At 66.1% G+C, this 18,056-nt stretch carries 20 protein-coding genes; 17 read left to right on the top strand and 3 right to left on the bottom strand.

All coding sequences use genetic code 11. The features are described 5' to 3' along the window. Nucleotides 1-20: 20 nt before the first annotated feature. The 3 genes from HXW87_RS21020 to HXW87_RS21010 all read left to right on the top strand — a co-directional run bounded on the left by HXW87_RS21020 (nucleotide 21) and on the right by HXW87_RS21010 (nucleotide 2,952). Nucleotides 21-383 (top strand): phage protein NinX family protein, encoded by a 363-nt coding sequence (locus HXW87_RS21020; RefSeq protein ID WP_239777669.1) that lies wholly within the window; start codon nucleotides 21-23, stop codon nucleotides 381-383. A 218-nt stretch (nucleotides 384-601) separates the two neighbouring features. Then, on the top strand, nucleotides 602-1,801 hold the full coding sequence (locus HXW87_RS21015) for a site-specific integrase (protein ID WP_031643469.1): 1,200 nt from the start codon (nucleotides 602-604) through the stop codon (nucleotides 1,799-1,801). Beyond that, nucleotides 1,798-2,952, top strand: a complete 1,155-nt coding sequence (locus tag HXW87_RS21010; protein WP_031643467.1) for a PDDEXK nuclease domain-containing protein — start codon at nucleotides 1,798-1,800, stop codon at nucleotides 2,950-2,952. Before HXW87_RS21015 ends, HXW87_RS21010 begins: the two co-directional genes overlap by 4 nt. A gap of 12 nt (nucleotides 2,953-2,964) precedes the next feature. On the opposite strand, the gene HXW87_RS21005 is transcribed toward HXW87_RS21010, so the two are convergent. Then, the gene (locus tag HXW87_RS21005) at nucleotides 2,965-3,663 is read right to left on the bottom strand and encodes a helix-turn-helix transcriptional regulator (protein WP_031643465.1); all 699 of its coding nucleotides are present in this window, start codon (nucleotides 3,661-3,663) and stop codon (nucleotides 2,965-2,967) included. A 466-nt stretch (nucleotides 3,664-4,129) separates the two neighbouring features. Here HXW87_RS21005 and radC point away from each other — a divergent pair, with 466 nt between their 5' ends. The 5 genes from radC (at nucleotide 4,130) to HXW87_RS20980 (ending at nucleotide 9,012) form a co-directional block, all read left to right on the top strand. Further along, nucleotides 4,130-4,636, top strand: a complete 507-nt coding sequence (gene radC, locus HXW87_RS21000; protein WP_031643464.1) for a DNA repair protein RadC — start codon at nucleotides 4,130-4,132, stop codon at nucleotides 4,634-4,636. A 274-nt stretch (nucleotides 4,637-4,910) separates the two neighbouring features. Beyond that, nucleotides 4,911-5,306 carry a hypothetical protein gene (locus HXW87_RS20995; protein ID WP_031643463.1) on the top strand — a complete coding sequence of 132 codons (396 nt, stop codon included), beginning with the start codon at nucleotides 4,911-4,913 and terminating at the stop codon, nucleotides 5,304-5,306. A 560-nt stretch (nucleotides 5,307-5,866) separates the two neighbouring features. After that, a complete protein-coding gene (locus tag HXW87_RS20990; protein WP_031643461.1) occupies nucleotides 5,867-7,918 on the top strand; it encodes a ParB/RepB/Spo0J family partition protein in 2,052 nt (683 codons plus the stop codon). Between the two features lie 7 nt (nucleotides 7,919-7,925). Continuing rightward, nucleotides 7,926-8,138, top strand: coding sequence for a hypothetical protein (locus HXW87_RS20985; protein WP_031643459.1), 213 nt, complete (start codon nucleotides 7,926-7,928; stop codon nucleotides 8,136-8,138). A 559-nt stretch (nucleotides 8,139-8,697) separates the two neighbouring features. Then, the gene (locus HXW87_RS20980; protein ID WP_031643458.1) at nucleotides 8,698-9,012 is read left to right on the top strand and encodes a DUF736 domain-containing protein; all 315 of its coding nucleotides are present in this window, start codon (nucleotides 8,698-8,700) and stop codon (nucleotides 9,010-9,012) included. 100 nt (nucleotides 9,013-9,112) lie between these two features. Here HXW87_RS20980 and HXW87_RS20975 read toward each other — a convergent pair whose 3' ends face one another. Together HXW87_RS20975 and HXW87_RS20970 are read right to left on the bottom strand one after the other, a co-directional pair. After that, nucleotides 9,113-10,099 (bottom strand): hypothetical protein, encoded by a 987-nt coding sequence (locus HXW87_RS20975; protein ID WP_031643457.1) that lies wholly within the window; start codon nucleotides 10,097-10,099, stop codon nucleotides 9,113-9,115. Between the two features lie 64 nt (nucleotides 10,100-10,163). Beyond that, entirely contained in the window at nucleotides 10,164-10,454 is a 291-nt protein-coding gene (locus HXW87_RS20970) for a helix-turn-helix transcriptional regulator (RefSeq protein WP_049949998.1), read from the bottom strand. A gap of 294 nt (nucleotides 10,455-10,748) precedes the next feature. On the opposite strand from HXW87_RS20970, the gene HXW87_RS20965 reads away from it, so the two are divergent. The 9 genes from HXW87_RS20965 to HXW87_RS20925 all read left to right on the top strand — a co-directional run bounded on the left by HXW87_RS20965 (nucleotide 10,749) and on the right by HXW87_RS20925 (nucleotide 18,029). After that, the gene (locus tag HXW87_RS20965) at nucleotides 10,749-11,099 is read left to right on the top strand and encodes a DUF2958 domain-containing protein (RefSeq protein WP_031643455.1); all 351 of its coding nucleotides are present in this window, start codon (nucleotides 10,749-10,751) and stop codon (nucleotides 11,097-11,099) included. Between the two features lie 321 nt (nucleotides 11,100-11,420). Further along, entirely contained in the window at nucleotides 11,421-12,203 is a 783-nt protein-coding gene (locus HXW87_RS20960) for a DUF2285 domain-containing protein (RefSeq protein ID WP_031643454.1), read from the top strand. An 83-nt stretch (nucleotides 12,204-12,286) separates the two neighbouring features. Continuing rightward, complete coding sequence (locus tag HXW87_RS20955) at nucleotides 12,287-12,568, top strand: helix-turn-helix domain-containing protein (RefSeq protein ID WP_031643453.1); 282 nt, start codon at nucleotides 12,287-12,289, stop codon at nucleotides 12,566-12,568. A gap of 20 nt (nucleotides 12,569-12,588) precedes the next feature. Then, nucleotides 12,589-13,425, top strand: a complete 837-nt coding sequence (locus tag HXW87_RS20950; protein ID WP_031643452.1) for a replication initiator protein A — start codon at nucleotides 12,589-12,591, stop codon at nucleotides 13,423-13,425. 268 nt (nucleotides 13,426-13,693) lie between these two features. Next, nucleotides 13,694-14,332 (top strand): ParA family partition ATPase, encoded by a 639-nt coding sequence (parA, locus tag HXW87_RS20945; RefSeq protein ID WP_031643451.1) that lies wholly within the window; start codon nucleotides 13,694-13,696, stop codon nucleotides 14,330-14,332. After that, entirely contained in the window at nucleotides 14,329-14,580 is a 252-nt protein-coding gene (locus tag HXW87_RS20940; protein ID WP_031643449.1) for a hypothetical protein, read from the top strand. Before parA ends, HXW87_RS20940 begins: the two co-directional genes overlap by 4 nt. Continuing rightward, a complete protein-coding gene (locus HXW87_RS20935) occupies nucleotides 14,577-15,101 on the top strand; it encodes a DUF2840 domain-containing protein (protein ID WP_031643447.1) in 525 nt (174 codons plus the stop codon). Before HXW87_RS20940 ends, HXW87_RS20935 begins: the two co-directional genes overlap by 4 nt. Next, the gene (locus HXW87_RS20930) at nucleotides 15,098-15,673 is read left to right on the top strand and encodes a S26 family signal peptidase (protein ID WP_031643446.1); all 576 of its coding nucleotides are present in this window, start codon (nucleotides 15,098-15,100) and stop codon (nucleotides 15,671-15,673) included. Before HXW87_RS20935 ends, HXW87_RS20930 begins: the two co-directional genes overlap by 4 nt. A 388-nt stretch (nucleotides 15,674-16,061) precedes the next feature. Beyond that, complete coding sequence (locus tag HXW87_RS20925; protein ID WP_031643444.1) at nucleotides 16,062-18,029, top strand: relaxase/mobilization nuclease and DUF3363 domain-containing protein; 1,968 nt, start codon at nucleotides 16,062-16,064, stop codon at nucleotides 18,027-18,029. The last annotated feature ends 27 nt before the right edge of the window (nucleotides 18,030-18,056 follow it).

The following is an 18,056-nucleotide window of genomic DNA, read 5'->3' as shown; positions in this document are numbered from 1 at the left end:
CACACAAGGAGAGTCACTCGATGCCGCAAGTATCTGTAAGCATTGAAGAGTTGGAAGGATGGTGGATTGATTTCGTTGTGGGGCAGCGGGTTTGTAATCGCAAACCGCATATCACTTGGGCGCCTGGAGGCCAGAGTATCCTTAGTCTCCAATTCGAAGAGCGAAGCGGGAAGAAGGCTGAGTTTTTCCCAAGCTCTCGTTGGGCGGATGGCGGACCTCTCATTGAACAGTTCAAAATATCCCTGAAATACGATGGCGTATCTGGCTGGACAGCCACCGTAGAGGACGGAAAAAGCTGGTCTGATTTCTTTCCTCTGCGCGCGGCAATGCTTGCTCTGATTGCTTCCAAGATTGAAGGCGATCACCTCATACCGACATATTGACTATCCGTTTTCACGAACCCCGCCTTATGCGGGGTTTTTTTATTTCAGCATGACTCCAGCACCGAACTTCGCTGGACTACGCCACAGCCCCTTGTGGCAGGTTTATCAAGAACTTACGTGAGTTCATCCTATGCCGGTGCTTTCCGAAACTTGACCCGGCTTCCGTCCGCTTGGCTCCCAAGAGGCTCCTGGAAACGGGTCTTCCAAAGGAGTCAGCTATGGCCAAGATCAAACTCACCAAGTCCGCAGTCGATGCGGCACAACCCCAGGCGCAGCCCATTGAGCTGCGCGACACCCTCGTTCCCGGCTTCCTGTGCAAGATTACACCAGCCGGTCGCAAGGTCTTCATGCTCCAGTATCGGACGAACGCCGGTGAGCGCCGCAAGCCCGCGCTGGGCCAGTACGGCGAACTGACCGTCGAGCAGGCTCGCTCGCTGGCGCAGGAATGGCTGGCTCAGGTACGCCGGGGCGGCGATCCGGCAGCGGACAAGGCCGAAGCGCGCAAGGCGCCGACGGTCAAGGAGCTGTGCGTGAAGTTCATGGAGGACTACTCCAAACAGCGCAACAAGCCCAGCACGCAGAAAGGCTACCAGAGCGTCATCGACCGCAACATCATCCCGATGATCGGCCGACTGAAAGTCCGTGACGTGAAGCGCCCGGACATCGCCGGGATGATGAAGAAGATGGCCCACAAGCCAGCCGACGCGAACCGCACGTTCGGCGTCATGCGCCGGATGTTCAACCTGGCCGAAGTGTGGGGCTACCGTTCCGACGGCACGAACCCATGCCGCCATGTCCCGATGTATCCCAACGGCAAAGCCACTCACCTCATCAGCGACGAGGACATGGGGCGAATCTTCCGCCAACTCGACAAGCTGGAGGCGGAGGGACTGGAGAACTACGTCATTCCCCTGGCGATCCGCTTGCAGTTCGAGTTCGCCGGCCGCCGCTCCGAAATCGTCGGCCTGCAATGGGATTGGGTCGATCTGGAGAACCGGCGGGTGGTCTGGCCTGACAGTAAGACCGGCGGCATGTCGAAGCCCTTGAGCGAGGAAGCCCACCGGCTGCTTTCGACAGCACCGCGACAGGAAGGCTGCTCCCACGTCCTGCCGTCACCGAGCCATCCAGGGCAGCACCTGACCACGGGCGAGTATTACAACGGCTGGAGCCGCGTCCTCAAGGCGGCGGGTGCGACGCATGTGGGGACGCATGGCATTCGCCACCGCTCGGCCACCGACATCGCCAACTCCGGTATCCCGGTCAAGGTCGGCATGGCGCTCACCGCGCACAAGACCGTGGCGATGTTCATGCGCTACGTCCACACCGAGGATGACCCGGTGCGCCAGGCGGCCGAACTGGTGGCGAACCGGCGCAAGACCATCACCGGGGCGCGACGTGCCGAGGAGGCAGCGGCATGAGCAAGAAGACGCTTCCGGCGGCGGGGAAAAGCCCCGCCGCCTTGCCGGCCGGCTATGCCGGCATCCACGGCGGTATCGTCGAATTGCTCGACGCTGCACGCCAGGCGGCGGCCCGCAGTGTCAATGCGCTGATGACGGCCAGCTACTGGGAAATCGGCCGCCGCATCGTGGAGGCCGAGCAACAGGGCAAGCGGCGCGCGGGCTACGGCGAGCGGTTGATTGCCCGGCTGTCCGCCGACCTGACCACGCGCTTCGGGCGTGGGTTCAGCGCGGACAATCTGGAGAACATGCGCCGGTTCTTCCTCGCGTACCCCTGGTCTGCAATTTCCGAGACACTGTCTCGGAAATCTGGCAACGAGCTGGCTGCGGCGAAATCCGAGGCAGTGTCTCGGAAATTAGCCCTCTCCGAACTGGCGCAGGTGTTCACGCTGCCGTGGTCGGCCTACGTCCGGCTGCTGTCGGTCAAGGACGATCACGCCCGCCGCTTCTACGAAGCCGAGGCCCTGCGCGGCGGGTGGAGCGTGCGCCAGCTCGACCGGCAGATCGGCAGCCAGTTCTACGAGCGCACCGCGCTGTCCAAGGACAAGGCGGCGATGCTGGCCAAGGGCGCGGTGCCCAAGCCAGCGGATGCGGTCACGCCCGACGACGCGATCAAAGACCCCTATGTGCTGGAGTTTCTGGACCTCAAGGACGAGTATTCGGAATCCGATCTTGAACAAGCCTTGATCCGGCGGCTGGAGGATTTTCTGCTGGAGCTGGGCGAAGGGTTCACCTTCGTGGGGCGGCAGCGCCGGCTGCGCATCGACCAGACCTGGTATCGGGTGGACCTGCTGTTCTTCCATCGCAAGCTGCGCTGCCTGGTCATCATCGACTTGAAGCTGGGCAGCCTGACCCACGCGGACGTGGGCCAGATGCACATGTACTGCAACTATGCCAAGGAGCACTGGGCGTACCCCGACGAGAATCCGCCCGTGGGCCTGATCCTCTGCGCCGACAAGGGCCACGCGCTGGCGCGGTACGCCCTGGAGGGGTTGCCCACCAAGGTCATGGCGGCCAACTACCGAACCGTGCTGCCGAATGCCGAGTTGCTGCAACAAGAGCTTGAGCGCACGCGGCTCATACTGGAGCTTCGCGGCACGACTCGTCCTTGAGCGTGAGCGTTCTTACAGACGGATACCGCCGGACTTCGGCGTTGCGAATTGCTCAGGTTCTTCGCCGAGCGGGAAGCCGACTACGTACAGCACCGTGACGGGCATCGGCTTGGTGCCCGCTGCATCTGAGCCCCACGTCACCTGCACCTTGCGCGTGGCGTAGCGCAGCGAGACCCCAAGCGCTTTGAGTGCGTCGATGTGGGACTGCATTTCGTCGTACACATCGAACTTCTGCGTTTCGCTGTAGGCATCGGCGCAATCCCGGTAGTCCCGGAGGTAGTCCACCAGCATGGCGAATGTTTCGTCTGCCTCGCGGGTCAGCTCGAAAGCCGGTTCCGACAAGTCCATCGAGCAGGTTTCCGCCAGCTTGGCCAACTGCTTGCCCGTGGTCAGCGGAATTGCTGTCAGGGTGACGTGCTCCCGGTCGAACTTTTCCTTTGCCGCCTTGGCTTCTTCCTCGGACGGAATGGCGAACGGCTTGTTGAGCGCGTCTATGTCTTCGAAATCGAAGGCTCGGGCAAGAGCACGGCGGGTATCGAGGCTCGCGGACAAACCTTGTTCGACTCGCTGGATCGTTCGCACGTTGAGGCCGGAAATCGCGGACAACTGCTCCTGCGACCACTGGCGCATTTCGCGGAACAGCTTGATGAAAGCGGCCAGTTCAGCGGGCGTCAGCAGGCGGGGTTGTTGGGCATGTTCTGTAGCGTTCATGGGTGGCTCCATCGTTTTCAGCAGACGTGACGAAGTATGGGGAGCCAGGGACAAGGACAACACGACAGCAACACGACAGTCGGCCGACAGACAACTATAAATGCCGCATGGGGTTCACTCCACAAGGATATTCAGGGGATGAATCCGTGCGTCCCGGCGTACCGCCGTCGGGCTCGCGGGCTGCGCCCCGCGCTTCGTGCCGAATCGCGGCCATCCGGCTTTGATCCCTGACGCCTTCGGCCCTTGAGGGCCTGCGCGCTCCGCTTGCCGAAAGCCGGGTGTGTGCAGTGGGCGGGGGTGGGCGGTCTTGCTGTTCCCTTCACCGTATCACGGCGTTCTCGCCGTCAAGGGCTGCGCGTGCTTTGCACGCTGGCGGACGTGGCCGTCTTCGACCCTGTGACAGCTTGCGCTGCGCCGTGCTGGCGCCGGTTCCGGGCAATTCCGCCCGAGCAACCGGAGCACGATCATGTCGCAACTCTCTATCGCTTTCGATTCCTCGCTGCTGGTGCGTGACGACCAGGGGCGCTACATGCAGGCCACCGCTGACCAGATTCTGGAGGCGGCCCGCCAGGTCATCGACCAGAAGATCCCGCGCGGTGCGCTGTTCACGTCGCCGGAGCTGGTCAAGGACTACCTGCGCACCAAGCTGGCCGGCTTCGAGCATGAAGTCTTCGCGGCGCTGTTCCTCGACACCAAGCATCGGCTGATCGAGTACATCGAGCTGTTTCGCGGCACCATCGACAGTGCGTCGGTGTACCCGCGCGAAGTTGTTAAGGCGGCGCTGCGGGTCAATGCGGCGGCGGCGGTCTTCTCGCACAACCACCCCAGCGGTAACCCCGAGCCGAGCCATGCCGACAAGGTACTGACCCAGCGGCTCAGGGAGGCGCTGGCCATCGTGGAGATTCGCACGCTGGATCACATCGTCGTCGGCAGCGAGGGCACGGTGTCCTTCGCCGAACAGGGTCTGCTGTGATCGAGGGGCTTCGGCCCCTTTTTGCTGCGCCTTGTGACGAACCCTCCGGCCCTTGCGGGCCTGCGCGCTGCGCTTGCCTGTCCGTGCCTTCGTTGGAGGTGGGAAGGCGGTCTTGCTGTTCCCTTCACCGTATCACGGCGTTCTCGCCGTCAAGGGCGGCGCGCGCCTTGCGCGCTGGCGTCCTGGCGGCCGTCTGCGACCCCTGACTGCTTGCGCTGCGCCGTGCTGGCGACGGTTCCGGGCAATTCCGCCCGAGTAACCGGAGATCGTCATCATGAACGACAAATCGCATGTTTCCATGGAACGCCGCGTCTGCCTGGTCTGCGGCACCGCTTACGACACCGGCAGCATCCTGCTCGACAAGCGCTTGCGCGCGAGCATGGAGCGCTACACGACGACAGGCTGGGACCTGTGCGCCGAACACCAGAAGCTGTCCGATGACGGCTTTGTCGCCCTGGTCGAATGCGATCCCGAGCGCAGCGGTTCGCCGGCGGGCGGCGGTTGCGTGAAGCCGGAGCAGGCTTACCGGACGGGCCGGCTGGCGCACCTGAAGCGCAAGGTGTTCACCGAGCTGTTCAACGTGCCGATCACGGCTGAGCAGCCGTGCGTATTCGTCGAACCCGGCGTGATCGAACAGTTGCAGGCGATGGTGTCGCCGGCGGCGAGCTGATCGCACGGCCAACATCCGGTGCGTCGCGCTGCTGGGCGGCGCACCTTTTTTTCTGCTGCGCCTGGTGTCGAATCCTTCGGCCCTGCGGGCCTGCGCGCTGCGCTTGCACTCCAGGGGAACGGCTTGCAGCCGATCCCCGCCGCGCGTTGCTTGGCGCCCCTGACAGCCGCCGAACAGGTTGCACCTGATCGGCCTTCGCGCCTGCGGCGCTGCGCGCTTCGCTTGCGTAGGGGCGGCGCCATCTGCGGCCGTTGCCACAAGCGCCGTCTTCCCTCGCTCATCACCTCATCCGCGACTGTAGCCCGCGCCCGTGTGCCGTCAAGGCGCGCCGGGCCGTGTCCTCGCTGCGCTGCGGGCCGCACCAACCCGGCGCTCGCTTCCTTGACTGCCCCCGGCCACGGACTCCCTTTCGTCGCGGGCGATGAACTCAGGAAAGACGGTGGCAACGAGGCCGGCCCAGGTCTCCGCGCCGACCCCACCGGAAAGCCGAAAGGCGGGCTCCGAATCTAGGAATCCGGTGTGCGGTTTCAACAGCAAACCCTTATGTCAGGAGTAACACCATGAACGCGATTACCCAAACCGAAACCCTCGCCATCCACACCGCCAGCGCGCTGGAAGTGGCCGACCCGGCCAAGAATCTGATTCTTGTCCCGCTGTCGCAGTTGCTGCCGCGCCAGTCCAAGCGCAACGTGCGCAAGACCCCGCGCATGTCCATCCCCGAACTGGCCGCCAGCGTCGCGCGCGTCGGCTTGCTGCAAAACCTTGTCGTCATCCTCGCCGCCGATGGCGAGCATTACGAAGTCGTCGCCGGAGGTCGCAGGCTGGCCGCCTTGAAGCTGCTGGCGAAGAAGAAGCGCATCGCCAAGGACTGGAACGTGCCGTGCCTGCTGGTGGCGGACGGCAGCGCCCGCACCGCGAGCCTCACCGAGAACGTGCAGCGCGAGGCCATGCATCCCGCCGACCAGTTCGAGGCGTTCGCAGCGCTGGTCGCCGAAGGCCGCCCCATTGAGGACATTGCCGCCGATTTCAGCGTCACCCCGCTGGTGGTGCAGCGCCGCCTGAAACTCGCCAACGTCTCGCCGCGCCTGATGACCGACTACCGCGCCGGTGCCGTCACGCTGGAACAGTTGATGGCCCTTGCCATCACCGACGACCACGCCGCGCAGGAAGCCGCGTTCTACGGCGCGCCGCAGTGGCAGCGCAGCCCGTCCGCGCTGCGCGAGCACTTGACCGAACGCGAAATCGACGCACAGCACCCGCTGGCCCGCTTCGTCGGGCTGGACGCCTACACGGCGGCGGGCGGCAGCACCCGCCGCGATCTGTTTGCCGAGGACGACAGCGGCATCTACCTGAACGACGCCGCGCTGCTGGAACGGCTGGTGCGCGACAAGCTGGACGCGCAGGCCGGGGACGTGCGCGCCGAGGGTTGGGCATGGGTGGAGGCCGTGCCGCACCTGAGCCACGCCGACCGGCAGGCATTCCAGAACGCCCCGCGCCAGCGGCGCGAGCCGAACGCCCGCGAGGCCAAGCGCATCGCCTCGCTGCAAGCGCGCATCGACAAGGCCGACGCCGCGCTGGAAGACGCCTACGAGGCCGAGGCCGAGGACAAGGCCGAAGCCCTGCACGAACAGCGCGAACGGTTGGCGGACGAACTGGACACCGTGCAGGCCGGTTTGCTGCGCTACGCCCCGGACGTGCTCGCGGTAGCCGGTGCCATCGTCACCATCGACCGCGACGGCGCGGCCGTGATTCATCGCGGCCTGCTGCGCGAGGCCGAGGCCAAGGCGCTGCGCACGCTGGAAAAGCTGCGCCAAGGCTTCACCGGCGCGGAAGGCGAACACGACGACGAAGGCGAGGATGCCGAGCCACCCAAGGCCGCCAACCTGTCCGACCGGCTGGCGCAGCGCCTGAGCGCGCACCGTACCGCCGCGCTGCAAATCGAAGTCGCCCGGCATCCGCAGATGGCGCTGGCCGCGCTGGTGCATGGCATGGTGCAAACCGTCTTGCAGGACAGCCACTACGGCCACGACCTGCCGCTGGGCGTGAGCCTGAAAGTGCAAGACCGGCTGGAAGGCATGGCCCCCGACTGGCCGGAGTCGTCCGCCGCCGTCGCCCTGCGCGAACTGCAACAGGCATGGGGCGAACGGCTGCCGCAGGACAGCGCCGAACTGTTCGCCGCGCTGCTGGCGATGGAGCAAGGCGAGCTGGTGCGATTGCTGGCCGTGTGCGTGGCCGCCAGCGTGGACGTGGTAACGCCCCGCGCCACGTCGCACCAGCCCGGCGCGGAACTGGCGCGAGCGGTCGGGCTGGACATGGCCGCATGGTGGCAGCCGAGCGCCGAAGGCTACTTCAACCACATCCCCAAGGCCGCGATTCTGGATGCCGTGCAGCAGTTCGCACCGTTGCACGTCACCCGGCTGGCGAAGCTCAAGAAGGCCGACATTGCCAGCGAGGCCGAACGGCTGGCCGATGGCACCGGCTGGATGCCCGCCGTGTTCAAGGCCGAGGACGAGGCGGTGCAGGCAGGTGCGCAGGAAGAAGCGCAGGAAGCTGACGCAGAGGCCGACGCCGAAACGGAGGAAGTGGTAGAAGCGGAAACGCTGGCGGCATGAGGTAGCCATGCGAAACATGGCCCCGGCGCAGGCCGCGCCGGGGCCTTTTGCCGTGGTGGCAAAAACCGGGCACGGCGTGCCCGCCGCGCCCGGTTTCAACGGCCAAAAGCAAAACCGCCACGCCGCCGCCTTGGGTCAGGCGGCGGCGTGGCGGCGCACAAGCGCGCTTGTGCGGGAACGGCCCAAGATGCAGCGGCGTGGCACGCCGCCCGACTCTTGAAGGCGCCCCACCACCAGGGCGGCACGCGGGGCTACGCCCCGGCTTGCTGAGGCAGGTTGTGCAGAAGCGTGCCGTCCTCAACGCTGGCGGTTCTTGCCCATCACGTCACGAAGGACGGTTCACGGACAACCCGCCCGGCATCGCTATGGAGCTTCCACACCACGCCTCAAGACCGGCACAGCAAGGTACGGCTGGGGCGTTCCCGCCAGTCGTCGGGTGGTTGACCTGGCCCGCGTCAGGGGGCGAGCCGGAGCAGCCATCGTGCGGGGATGCCGAGCCGGCCATAGCGCCTTCCGGGGCGGTTCGGCCCAAGGCGTCCTTGGTTTGTTGTGAATCCTGGCGGTGGCGCGGCTGCGCCTCGGGCTTCAGGACTGCAACCGTCCGGCGAAAACAATTTCCCCGCCGCTGCGCGGCTTCCTCGCGCAGCAAATTCTTTTCGCCTCCCGGTTCTCCACTGCGTTTCGACCGCAGGCGGTGCAGCCAGCCCGTCCCCCGCCGGCCGGATCACAACAAGGACGCGATGGGCGCGAACCTTGTTCAACCGAAAGGAGCACACATCATGGCCAACATCGGCACCTTCACCGCAGAGAAAGACGGCTTCACCGGCTCGCTTCGCACCCTGACGCTCAACGTCAAGGTCAAGCTGGTTCCCAACGACAAGGGCAGCAGCGAGAACGCCCCCGACTTCCGCCTCCAGGCGGCCGGCCACGACATCGGCGCGGCGTGGAAGAAGACCAGCGAGGCCGGGCGGGACTACCTGTCCGTGACCCTCGACGATCCTTCGTTCCCGGCGACGGTCTATGCCCGGCTGATCGAGAACGAGGACGGCACGCACGACCTGATCTGGTCGCGCAGCAAGCCACAGGCGGCTTGACCGCCGCCATCGCCCCGCCCTTGCGGCGGGGCGCTTTTATCGGCGTCGAATCTTTGGCAAGCCAAATCGCCTTGTTAGTGCAGAGTAATTTGGCGCTCTGTCAAAACGGAATGTCGTCGTCGAATGGATCTACAACCTTCTCGGTAGGCAAAGCTCCCTTCGGAAGTGGCAAGTTCGTAACGATGAACAGGTTGAGGATGTCATCCCTATCCATGAATAAAATCTGCGAGCGTTTCGTTGCGTCGAGTTTGTTGCCAATCCAGTTTCTTGCCTGTTTTGTTATCTCGCCGCCGGCGACAATAAAAGCATGGTCAACCAGTACACGACGGTTCAATTCCGGGTCGAATATTTCGTGCCCGAGCATCATGTTTACTTGGTTGTGTATCTCGGCGACATTGGCTGAACCAGCTTTATCAACACCTGATGAGTCAAGTTTGCCCTTCTTTGCTTGGATGCCAAAGTAGAGGACATGGAGAGTCGGCAGGGTGTATTTCATCCATACGTCTTTGCCATACTCCAATGCCTTGTCTTTGTGACCTGCTGCTGTGATGCGGTGAAAGCCAAGCTGACGGAATAGCGGCAGCAGCACTTCCTCGATCAGTTCATCTTCGGAGCACTTGTCCAAGTAGACAGTGAGTTGCTCCCGACGCTCCACCTCCGCTGGAGTCAGCGGACGATGCGGGTTTGCCATCTGCGCAACGGTGTTCGTGGCAATGTGGCGAAGCTGGCCGATGCCGTGCTCGTCGTAGAACGCTTCCCAACCTTCGCGTGCTAGTACGATGTTCAATGCAGCAAGTGCCTTGCTCCGATCAGGGTCTCCGTCTTGCGCGTCGCCTTTATCAAGGGTGGCACGGATGATCCGAATGAAGGCGTCTGGCGGAACCGAGGGGCTAGGATGTGGTAGTGACAGCACTTCCTCCAGCCTGCTTGCAACCCATGCCCATCGGGTTGAACCGTCGTGGGTATAGTCCAGGTCACAGTCCTGAAAGAACTCAGTGATGTAACTGCTGGAGCGATATCGAAAATTATCAGTGTCACCGCAAACGATGTGGGCGAGTTCTCTGAGGTTCCTGCTTTTCCATTTCATTTGCGCATCTAGGCTAGGTCGTCACTTTTGGGAGTGGCGTCGAACGTTCGTTCTTGGCCGCCGTTTACTCAGAACCATCTTGGCCAATCTCATCCAGTTCCTGGCGCACCTGCGCCAGCAGCTCATCGGCCTTGAGTGTGCTGTCGCCGGCATAGGCCAGCGTCAGCAGCGTGAGGGGATGCACGTCCATGACCTCGCACAACTCGGCCACCTTGCTCAAAGTCGGGCTTTTCAGGCTGCGCTCCAGCGAACTCATGTAGGTGCGGCTCGACACGTCGGAGAACGCTTCCTGGCTCAAGCCACGCGCTTTCCTGACCGTCTTCAACGCTGCCGCAAATGAGTTTTTCGCCGTCATCCAGTGGTTTCCCCAAAACCCAAGATGACAGCCCATTGCGTCCTATAGGGCTACAATCTATAGTGTTCATTTGATGCCCCGGACATGCGCTTTTGTGCTTCTACTGAAATCCGCATGTGTGGATTGCGCCAAATCCAGGAAACCGTATTCGTGTCATTGATGGCTTCCACAATGCCGCTTCCACGCCTTCGTGCTTCCGCACGAAAGCACGTTGCCGGGTCGGCGGATTCGAGCTTTCGCGCGCAAGCGCATCCGTGCATCACCGGCTTTGTGTAGTTGCAGGAGGAAGCGCCCATGAAGCCGCCCCTCGTCACCGACGCCCAGCGCGCGCAACTGCTCGCCAACGGCCGCGCACGCGCCGCCGGGCAGGACCTCGACCCGCTGCCGGTGGTTCGCCTGTTCACCCCGGACGCGCACGCCATCTGGCTGCTCGCTGCCCTCGATCCCGAGGACGGCGACACCGCCTATGGCTTGTGCGACATTGGTATCGGCCTGCCCGACCTCAGCACCGTGCGGTTATCCGAGCTGGCGTCCATCGTCGGGCCGCAGCAGCAGCCCATCGAGCGCGACCTGTACTTCGTCCCCCGGCGCACACTGTCGGAATACACGCGCCTGGCGCGCATCAACGGCTCGGTCATCGACTGAGCGGCCCCGGCGCATTGTGTCTATTCCGGTCTGGGTTCAGACCGAAAGCGCATCAATCCGCACTATGCGCTGGCAGGGCGTAGACCAGACCTAAACAGTCCTGATGGCCGGCACCGCTTTCGGCAAGGTGTGTTGTGCAGCGCACCATCCAGCGTGCGCGCAAGCCGTCGCATTCGGACGATTCATGCAACGCTCAGGAGCCAATCGGTCTTGCCCACTGCCAGTTTATTGAATAGCCCGTGACGATTTGCCGATGACGCCGTAGCGCCTAACGCTGATGCCCGTGGCGACGAATCCTGCTGTCCTACAGGAGGCCGCGTCATGGTAGAGCCCGCCGATCATTGGCACCCCGGTGCCGCCTATCTGTACATCCTGCATCTGGACGGTCCGGCCCTGGCCTGGGAGTACCTGCGCCGCCACCCGGACTACCGACACGACTGGCTGCGCCGTCGCCGCCATCCCAAGGCGGCGCAACGCTGGGGCCTGCGCCTGCTGGAAGACCCGGCCCTGGACGCGCGCGACGCGCACCCGGCCTGGTTCCCCGATCACGACAGTGTGGTGCAGCTCCACCCCGACGACGACCCGCCGCCCGGTGCCGTGGCCTTCGACTTCTGGCACCTGCCAGGCACTAAGTCTCTACTGCACGACGGCCGGCGGCTGGTGCTGCTCACGCGCTGGCCGGGCCGCCACGTTCGCCTGGCGCTCGCCTCTGGTCTGGCGCACGGCATGGCCCACAGCTACGCCGTGCGCGCCACCGCGCAGCCGTACTCGCGCTGCCACGCACTGGCTGGGGAACTGGACAAGCTGGCCGTGGCCGCGTCGGCGGCGGTCCATCCGCGCCCAGCGGCCACCGCGCTGCTGGAGATGCACACCCTGCAAGCGCTGGACGGCAGCCTGGCAGGTGCGTCCCTGCGGCGGGTGGCCGACGTGCTGTTCGGCACCGAGACCATTCACCAGGACTGGCACGCCGACGGTGCGCTGCGCGCCCGCGTGCGTCGCCTGGTGCGGCGTGGGCAATGGCTGATGCGCGGCGGCTACCGCCATTTGGCACAGCTTCCGACACTTGAACAGGGACGTTCCGCCGCCCGCGCAAAACGTCCCTGAGCAGGACGCCTTGCTTTCCTGAGACTGCCTCCATCCGGTCGCGCTGTCGTGGCCGGCGACCCCGACCGATGGAGGTTCACGCAATGAGACCGGCTCCCTTGCGGCCGCAGGCCGCACCCGCCACCGCGCAGCAGCCCGCGCGCTACCTGACCAACGACGAAGCCGCCGACTACCTGCGCCTGTCGCCGCGCACGCTGGAGAAGCAGCGTGTCATCGGCGGCGGCCCGCGCTTTCGCAAGTTCGGCCGCCGCGTCATGTACGCAGTGGCCGACCTCGACGCCTGGGCCGACGCCCGCAGCTTCGAGGCCACGTCCGACCCCGAATACGCCGAACGCCATGCGGGTGATTACCGCGATGGCCGCTGACGACCGGCGCGCGGGTGGTCCTGGCCGTGTTCAGCCTGGAGCAGAAGCAGCGCGAACAGCTCGACCTGTTCCGCGCGCTGCCCGGCGACATGGCGCCGCGCGACGCCCAGGACCTGATGGCCTATCCGTTTTTCTCGCTGGCGAAGTCGCGGCGCACTGCGCCGATCGACTTCCGCTCGTCCGGCGTCACCGTGCGCGTGGAAGGCACGCAGGAGCACGGCATCGCCACCATCTGGGATGCGGACATCCTCATCTGGGCCGCCAGCCAGATCGTCGAAGCGCGCGACGCGGGCATCCAGCCGTCGCGCAGGATGCAGGCGACGCCCTACGAGATTCTGCGCTTCATCGGCCGCGGCACGTCGCTGCGCGACTACCAGCGCCTCAAGGCCGCGCTGGATCGCTTGCAATCCACCACGGTGGCCACCTCGATCCGCGAAACGACAGGGCGGCGTCTGCACCGCTTCTCATGGATCAACGAATGGAAAGAGCGCGCGGACGCCAAGGGCGTCCCGCTCGGCCTCGAACTCATCCTGCCGGACTGGTTCTATGCCGGCGTGCTGGACGAGGCCCTGGTGCTCACCATCGACCCCGCGTACTTCAAGCTCACCGGCGGCATCGAGCGCTGGCTTTACCGCCTGGTGCGCAAGCATGGCGGCAAGCAGCGCGAAGGCTGGCAGTTCGACTTCCGCTACCTGCACCGCAAGTCGGGCAGTCTCGCCAAGCCCTACGACTTCGCCTGCGACCTGCGCGCGCTGGTCGCACGGCAGTCGCTGCCCGGCTACGTACTGTCCATCGAACGCTGGCCCGGCGAGCCGGAGATTCTGGCCTTCCGCCCCGTGCCGTCCACGGCACGTTGATAACTGCGGGACAAGCTGTGAACGCCCTCGTGCTATCGGGCGTGCCGAGGCTCGTGCTATCAGGCGTGACCCTATCGTGCTATCAGGCGTGCGAAACAGCCGCAAACCCAGTAACAGCGCGGGTTTTGACGCTCTCTAACGTATCTAACAATAAATACCTAACTTTTAGTAGAAAGACCTTGGCGCGGTGGATAAGCGCCGCAGGCCAACAGCAAAAGCGTTTTCCAAGGCGTTCAGCGAGCCGCTTTCCACCTCGGAGGGCTGCGCCATGATCGTCGCCTTGCTCAACCAGAAAGGCGGCGTCGGCAAGACCACACTCGCCACCCACATCGCCGGCGAACTCGCGCTGCGCGGTCAACAGGTGATCCTGCTCGATGCCGACCCGCAGGGTTCGTCGCTCGACTGGACGCAGCGCAGAAGCCAGCAGGGCCTGCCACGGCTTTTCAGCGCCGTGGGCCTGGCCCGCGAAACGCTGCACCAGGAAGCGCCGGAACTGGCCCGGCGCTGCGATCACATCGTCATCGACGGCCCGCCACGCATTGCCGCACTCGCGCGCTCCGCGCTGCTGGCGGCCGACTGTGTGCTGATCCCGGTGCAGCCCAGCCCCTACGACCTGTGGGCCAGCGCCGAGATGGTCGCGCTGATCCGCGAGGCGCAGGTATTCCGGCCAGCGCTGCGCGCGGCTTTCGTCATCAACCGGCGCATCAGCACCACGATCATCGGCCGCGAAGCGCGCAACGCGCTCGCCGAACAGCCGCTGCCGGCACTGCGCTCCGAAGTGCGCCAGCGCATCGTCTTCGCCGACAGCGTGGCCGCCGGCCGGCTCGCGTGCGAGACAGCCCCCGACAGCATGGCCGCGCGCGAAATCACCGCGCTGGTGGACGAGCTATTGCGGTGGCCGTCATGAGCAGGGAACGCGGCAAACGCATCGCCATCGGCACGCGCCCGCCGGCGAATCCGCAGGCCGAAGCCTGGATTCGCCAGGGCGACAGCGCCGACCTCCAGAAAGGCGACCTCTACACCGCACGCCTGACCCTCGACGTGACGCCCGCCATGCGCGCCCGCATCAAGGTGTCGGCCTTCACCCAGGGCGTGACCGTGGCCGAGCTGCTGCGCGCGCTGCTGGAGCGCGAGTTCCCGGAGCACACACCATGAACAGCACCGCACAGATGGCAACGCCGCCGTCACCGCAACCGCTCGCCGCACTCGCCAGCAGCACGCCGCTCACGCGCGTATCGCTCGCGTATGTCGAGCAGCGCATCAACCTCTACCTGCGCTTCGGCCACCCGGCGCGCACCGTCCAGCTCGACCGCTGGCGGCGCTGCGCGGTGTTCCTGCCCACGGCGATCTTCTGCCGCATCCGCTGGCAATCGAACGACTACGGCACCGTGCGCTGGCAGCTCATGGTGCTGCAAGCCTGCACGCCGCTGGATGCCATGCAGAGCATCCCCGGCGTTCGCCCCGGCGCGCGCATCCTGCTGCACGCCGAAGGCGAACAGAAAACGCGAGCCGTGCTCGCCCGGATCGACGCCATCGAGGCGCTGGGCATCGAGCCTGCCGAGGTGTCGCCGGCCTACTGGCGCACGCTGGGCAACCGCCTGGCCGCGCACCTGCCGCTGCCGGACTACAGCGCCGAGCGCCATGCGGCCTGGCTGGCCGGGAGGGCGCTGCAATGACGACACCCGCCACCACAACGCCCGCCGCTGTGCCTCGCTCACGCCGTCGCGTTCGCCTTGCACTAGCTGCACTCGCGGCCGGCGGCCTCGCGGCGCTGGCCTGGGCCGCCTTCGTACAGCCGGCGGTGCGCATCGTCTACAACCCATCCGACAGCGTGCCGGTCGGCTGGTATCGCATCACACCGGCGCACGCGCTGCCCGGTGCCTTGTCGGTAGACAGCATCGTGCTCACCACCTTGCCGGCAGACGCCGCCACGCTGGCCGCGCAGCGCGGCTACCTGCCGTCGCACATCCCGCTGCTCAAGCGTGTCGGCGCGGTGGCGCCGCAACACGTCTGCATCGTCGATGGCGTGGTGCGCATCGACGGCGTGCCGGTGGTCGCCGTGCTGCGCACCGACCGCTGGGGCCGGCCGCTGCCATCCTGGCCGCAGTGCCGTCCACTTGCCCAGGGCGAACTGTTCCTGCTCAGCGTCACCAACCCGGCGTCGTTCGACAGCCGCTACTTCGGCCCAGTCAGCGCTGCCGCCGTGCTCGGCGTAGCGCAGCCGCTGCGCCTGGAGCCGCAGCCATGACAGCGCACATCATTCCGCCGTGTTCGCGTTCATGCCGGTGCCGCGCGTGTGCCTTCGCACCGCGCTTGGCCCGGCATTCCCCCGTGCAGACAGCTTGCCCCGAGCGCGCCATGCCACAGGCAGGGCTGGCGCTCGCAGGCGGCCAGGCGGCGCTTTGCGCAGCGCCGCCTGGGCATCGCACCCCCGTGCCGTCAGGCGCGGGGCAGATGCAGGGCAAGATAAAAGGTCGCGGCACTGCGTTGCGCGAAAAGCCAGTCTGCACGTGGGGGGAGCGCGGCACGCGCCGGGGAACGGCATCGTGCCGCGAACAGCGCCAAGGCCACGCAGGCACTGGCGAAACCGCGTGCATCGCGCCCTCTGGCGCGCTGGACTGCGCCGGAGCCACCCCATGAGCCGGCGCAGCGGCGACGACGCCGACCGCTTCCGCATCCGTCCCGGCGCGCCCAAGGACCGCACGCAGTCGTTCGTCAACCGCGTGCTCAAGCAGGCCAGCAAGGCCGGTGCCAAGGTCGGCAAGGCAGGCCACCGTCCCGGTGCCCGGCTGGGGCGCGGGCACGTCGCCGCGCGCTTCGCCGGGCAGTCGCTGGGCGCCAATGCACGGCGCGTCACCATCAAGACCCGGCTGGTGAATCTCGCCAAGGCCGGGCCGCGTTCGACCACCGCCCACCTGCGCTACATCGAGCGCGAAGGCGTGGACCGCCAGGGCGGGCGGGGCCGCGCCTACGGGCCAATGACCGACGACGCCGACCTGGCCGCCTTCGAGGAACGCGGCCGCGAAGACCGGCACCAGTTCCGCTTCATCGCCTCGCCGGAAGACGCCGAACAGCTCGACGACCTGCGCACCTACACCCGCCACCTGATGCAGCGCATGGAAGGCGACCTGGGCACGCAGCTCGATTGGGTCGCCGTCGATCACTGGAACACCGACAACCCGCACACCCATATCGTGCTGCGCGGTAAAGACGACACCGGAAAAGACCTCATCATCGCCCGCGACTACATCGCCGAAGGAATGCGCCACCGCGCCGCCGAACTGGCCACCGAATGGCTCGGCCCGCGCACCGAACTGGAGATCCAGCAAAGCATGGCCCGCGAGGTGGAGCAGGAGCGCTGGACGGGGCTGGACCGCACCCTACAGCGCGAAGCGGTGAACGGCCGCATCACCATCGACCGGCTGAACGTGCTGCCCCGTCTGCGAAGCCAGCGCCTGCTGCTGATCGGCCGCCTGCAACACTTGCAGAGCATGGGGCTGGTGCGCGAAAAGGAGCCCGGCGTCTGGGCCATTCACCCCAACGTCGAAGACACCCTGCGGGCGATGGGCGAGCGCGGCGACATCATCCGCACCATGCAGCGCGCAATGGGCGGCGCGCAGCGCGAACTGGCGGTGTTCGAGCCGGGCAAGCACGCCCGCCCGATCCTCGGCCGCGTCGCCACCAAGGGCCTGGCCGACGAGCTGTACGACAAGGGCTACCTGATCGTCGATGGCACCGACGGCAAGGCCCACTACGTCGCGCTGCCACCCCGCACAGAGCTGGAGCAGTACCCCAGGGGCGCGGTGGTGGAAGTCAAAGGCGCGGCCGGCGTGCGCGCGGCGGACAAGACCATCGCCGCGCTGGCCGTCGATGGCCTGTACCGCACCGACCAACACCTGGCCGTGGCCAAGGCGCAGGCCCAAGGACAGACCATGAGCGGCCGCGACCCCGCCGAGGTGGTCGCCGCCCATGTCCGCCGGCTGGAAGCCCTGCGCCGCGCCGGCATCGTGGAGCGCCTGGGCGAAGGCGTCTGGCAAGTCCCGGCCGACCTGCCCGAGCAGGGCCGGCGGCACGACACCCAGCGCCTGGGCGGCGGCGTGGCCGTGGAGCTGAAATCGCACCTGTCCATCGAGCGGCAGGCTCGCGTGATCGGCGCCACCTGGCTGGACCAGCAGTTGATCGGCGGCGGCGAGGGCCTGGGCGAGCTGGGCTTTGGCAGCGAGGTGCGCAAAGCCCTCCAGCAGCGTGCCGATTTCCTCGAAGAACAGGGCCTGGCCGAGCGGCGCGGCCAGCGCGTGATCCTCGCGCGCAACCTGCTACGCACACTGCGCAACCGGGAGCTGGCGTCAGCGGCGCAAAGCATTGCCGCCGAAACCGGCCTGGAGCACCGCCCGGTGGGCGACGGCCAGCGCGTCAGCGGCGTCTACCGGCGCAGTGTCATGCTGGCCAGCGGGCGCTACGCCATGCTCGATGACGGCAAGGGGTTCAGCCTGGTGCCATGGAAGCCCGTCATCGAACAACGCCTTGGCCAATCGCTGTCAGCGACCGTGCAAGCTGGGCGAGCAACGTGGGAGCTTGGCCGCTCGCGCGGCCCAGGTATTTAGATGGACCGGTTTGGGGGCGTGCCGCCG

Origin of the sequence: Pseudomonas sp. Y5-11 (assembly GCF_022368695.1) — a bacterium.
GTDB classification, from domain to species: domain Bacteria; phylum Pseudomonadota; class Gammaproteobacteria; order Pseudomonadales; family Pseudomonadaceae; genus Aquipseudomonas; species Aquipseudomonas parakoreensis.
The sequence above is the reverse complement of the archived record's forward strand: the minus strand, read 5'-3'. Positions and strand labels throughout refer to the sequence as shown.

Excerpts from the sequence above, each read along its gene's own strand:
- HXW87_RS21020 (WP_239777669.1), top strand. The coding sequence starts at position 21 with ATGCCGCAAGTATCTGTAAGCATTGAAGAGTTGGAAGGATGGTGGATT.
- HXW87_RS21015 (WP_031643469.1), top strand. The coding sequence starts at position 602 with ATGGCCAAGATCAAACTCACCAAGTCCGCAGTCGATGCGGCACAACCC.
- HXW87_RS21010 (WP_031643467.1), top strand. The coding sequence starts at position 1,798 with ATGAGCAAGAAGACGCTTCCGGCGGCGGGGAAAAGCCCCGCCGCCTTG.
- HXW87_RS21005 (WP_031643465.1), bottom strand. The coding sequence starts at position 3,663 with ATGAACGCTACAGAACATGCCCAACAACCCCGCCTGCTGACGCCCGCT.
- radC (WP_031643464.1), top strand. The coding sequence starts at position 4,130 with ATGTCGCAACTCTCTATCGCTTTCGATTCCTCGCTGCTGGTGCGTGAC.
- HXW87_RS20995 (WP_031643463.1), top strand. The coding sequence starts at position 4,911 with ATGAACGACAAATCGCATGTTTCCATGGAACGCCGCGTCTGCCTGGTC.
- HXW87_RS20990 (WP_031643461.1), top strand. The coding sequence starts at position 5,867 with ATGAACGCGATTACCCAAACCGAAACCCTCGCCATCCACACCGCCAGC.
- HXW87_RS20985 (WP_031643459.1), top strand. The coding sequence starts at position 7,926 with ATGCGAAACATGGCCCCGGCGCAGGCCGCGCCGGGGCCTTTTGCCGTG.
- HXW87_RS20980 (WP_031643458.1), top strand. The coding sequence starts at position 8,698 with ATGGCCAACATCGGCACCTTCACCGCAGAGAAAGACGGCTTCACCGGC.
- HXW87_RS20975 (WP_031643457.1), bottom strand. The coding sequence starts at position 10,099 with ATGAAATGGAAAAGCAGGAACCTCAGAGAACTCGCCCACATCGTTTGC.
- HXW87_RS20970 (WP_049949998.1), bottom strand. The coding sequence starts at position 10,454 with ATGACGGCGAAAAACTCATTTGCGGCAGCGTTGAAGACGGTCAGGAAA.
- HXW87_RS20965 (WP_031643455.1), top strand. The coding sequence starts at position 10,749 with ATGAAGCCGCCCCTCGTCACCGACGCCCAGCGCGCGCAACTGCTCGCC.
- HXW87_RS20960 (WP_031643454.1), top strand. The coding sequence starts at position 11,421 with ATGGTAGAGCCCGCCGATCATTGGCACCCCGGTGCCGCCTATCTGTAC.
- HXW87_RS20955 (WP_031643453.1), top strand. The coding sequence starts at position 12,287 with ATGAGACCGGCTCCCTTGCGGCCGCAGGCCGCACCCGCCACCGCGCAG.
- parA (WP_031643451.1), top strand. The coding sequence starts at position 13,694 with ATGATCGTCGCCTTGCTCAACCAGAAAGGCGGCGTCGGCAAGACCACA.
- HXW87_RS20940 (WP_031643449.1), top strand. The coding sequence starts at position 14,329 with ATGAGCAGGGAACGCGGCAAACGCATCGCCATCGGCACGCGCCCGCCG.
- HXW87_RS20935 (WP_031643447.1), top strand. The coding sequence starts at position 14,577 with ATGAACAGCACCGCACAGATGGCAACGCCGCCGTCACCGCAACCGCTC.
- HXW87_RS20930 (WP_031643446.1), top strand. The coding sequence starts at position 15,098 with ATGACGACACCCGCCACCACAACGCCCGCCGCTGTGCCTCGCTCACGC.
- HXW87_RS20925 (WP_031643444.1), top strand. The coding sequence starts at position 16,062 with ATGAGCCGGCGCAGCGGCGACGACGCCGACCGCTTCCGCATCCGTCCC.